The organism is Limosilactobacillus kribbianus (assembly GCF_026413145.1).
GTDB classification, from domain to species: domain Bacteria; phylum Bacillota; class Bacilli; order Lactobacillales; family Lactobacillaceae; genus Limosilactobacillus; species Limosilactobacillus kribbianus.
In genome coordinates, this window is the sequence record NZ_JAOVYZ010000095.1 from 1 (window position 1) to 2264 (window position 2264).

General features: G+C 49.3%; 2 protein-coding genes and 1 pseudogene. 1 reads left to right on the forward strand and 2 read right to left on the reverse strand.

Annotated elements, in window-relative coordinates; genetic code table 11:
• Positions 1-287 precede the first annotated feature (287 nt).
• A complete protein-coding gene (locus tag OCT58_RS10235; RefSeq protein ID WP_267202721.1) occupies positions 288-920 on the forward strand; it encodes a deoxynucleoside kinase in 633 nt (210 codons plus the stop codon).
• A 41-nt stretch (positions 921-961) separates the two neighbouring features.
• Here OCT58_RS10235 and OCT58_RS10240 read toward each other — a convergent pair whose 3' ends face one another.
• Entirely contained in the window at positions 962-2068 is a 1107-nt protein-coding gene (locus tag OCT58_RS10240; RefSeq protein ID WP_267202722.1) for a glycoside hydrolase family 73 protein, read from the reverse strand.
• Positions 2069-2161: 93 nt separating this feature from the next.
• Positions 2162-2264, reverse strand: a pseudogene (locus tag OCT58_RS10245) (IS30 family transposase); the annotation flags it as partial.

Here is a 2264-nt window from a genome sequence, read left to right on the forward strand (position 1 = left end):
TGATTCTCGACGCTTAGCTTTTAAAACACCTTGGTACCAAGGCTTATTTAAGTGCGTCAAAAATCTGGTCAAAACAAGTTTGTCAGTGATAATTTTATCTTGACTTATTACCACATGACTTATCTCTAGAGTTTAATTGTTTTTATTTTATTCTTGAATGGACTGGACCACAACCAATTTTACTTTGTTCCCACCCGGCTACTAAATCTAGCAAAATTAATTGTAGGCATCCACAACATTTTGTAGTAAGATGGTTTCTGTGTTATTAAAAGTAAAGAGGGGCCATCATGGTGATTATTACAGCAGGAATGATCGGTGTCGGCAAAACAACTCTGACGGGAAAGATCGCCGAGCACCTTCACACTAAAGCATTTTTTGAACCAGTCGGTAACAATCCCGTCTTGCCACTGTACTACAAGGATCCCAAGCAATATGGGTTCTTACTGCAGATTTACTTTCTCAACAAGCGTTTCTCGATGATTAAACAGGCCTTGTCGGACGACAACAACGTCTTGGACCGCTCGATCTACGAGGACGCCCTGTTCACCCGCGAAAATAATGCGGAGGGCAACATCTCAGACACGGAGCTCGAGGTTTACCTCAAACTGCTCGACAATATGATGAAGGATCTTCAGCAGCTGCCAAAGAAGGCACCGGATCTGATGGTATATTCTGAGACTGCCTTCGATACCATCCTCTACCGGATCAAGAAGCGGGGCCGCGACTACGAGCAGATCGACCACAATCCCGAGCTGAAGGACTACTACTACAAAATGTGGAGTGCCTACAAGCAGTGGTACCGTGACTACGATGCCAGCCCGAAGATGAAGATCGACCTGGACACTTATAACCTGGAAGATCCTCAGAACGTACAGACTGTCCTCGGCATGATCGACGACCGGCTTAAAGAAATTCGCTAATCACTTTTCACAAAAGGTTGAGCCTGAATGGCCCGGCCTTTTTATTTTAGGATCAAGCGCCGGACGAGCTCGATCAACCCTGCCGAGCCGGCCCCACCAATGATAGAAACCAGGGGCGAAAAAACGTGCTGGCGCCGATGATGATGTCTGGATGGACGGTGAATTGTCGCTGGTGCACTCTCCTCCTCACCCGAATCAGTTTTGGGAAGCGTTGACTGATGGGTGGTTAAACGCGCGCCTGATGGCTGTTGGCTGAGGTCATCGTACTTGGTTAGCCGATAAGCGGCGATGATGTGATTCAGCTTTTGTTCATACTGTGGATCGGTTGCATAACGTCCCTGCAAAGCATGGGTGGCCTGCCGGTAAGTGGCAGCGTTCTTCCGATGAACGCCGGAATACAAGGGCGTCGTCAAAGTTTGAGCATAGTCTTGCAGCGCCTGAATTTCGCTCTGGTAACAACGGAAATTGTCCCGGATGGTCAAGCGCTGGCCATTCTGATACTCAGTAGTCGACTGGTTGGTCGCTTGCCCAGCAAAATATCCTTTGACTCCAAAGAGATTGTGGAAGGGGGCCCGAGCAAGCCTGCTACTTCCCCAGTTGCTCTCCAAGGCCGCCTGGGCAATGATTACCGATGGATAGAGGTCGTACTCTCGTCCCACTTTTTGAGCTAGTCCAGCCAAATGTTTGATAAAGACCCGTTGGTCGGGTGTTGGCGTCTGAACAGCCGCTTCTTCCGTTTCGTCCGTCTGATCCGTCGGCATTGGTGCTTCTGCCGCATCTGGCGTAGAGGCGGGAGTTTTCTCCGGGGCCTCTTCACTCTGGTACGCTTGTTGCCCCCGCTGCCAACCCCGCTGGTAAGCAATCGCCGCCACCTGGCCGTTCGGTTGTTCCCGACGCCCTTCTTGCCCATCACGCTCGCCCTTTTGAAAGGCCTGCCGATAGATTTGGCTTTGCTCATCAAATGCCTTGAGAAAGGCCGTGGCATAGTCCGCTCCTTGCTGGCGGATCGCCCCTTCATCTACCGGTTGAGAATCAATAATCCGCTGAATTGCCTCCTGGGTCGGATCAGCCTGGGCACATGCCAGTACGGTCCCCGGATTGCCGAGGGCCAAGATTGCGACGGTACTGAATAAAATGGTTTTCTTCATAGGATCTTCCTCCGTAATTTTTTAGTCCCTAATTATTAAATACGGAGAAAATCGCTATTCGCACTTTTTAAAATCCCGAAATGTCAAATTAAGTTAGAAAAAAGCTAGTTGCTCATCGGTGACGTGCTTCATGAATACTTCAAGTGGTGTGCGGTAGTTCAATGACTTGCGAGGAATGTTATTCCGACGATGCATC

Coding starts and splice junctions, on each gene's coding strand:
- OCT58_RS10235 (WP_267202721.1), top strand. CDS start 288: ATGGTGATTATTACAGCAGGAATGATCGGTGTCGGCAAAACAACTCTG.
- OCT58_RS10240 (WP_267202722.1), bottom strand. CDS start 2,068: ATGAAGAAAACCATTTTATTCAGTACCGTCGCAATCTTGGCCCTCGGC.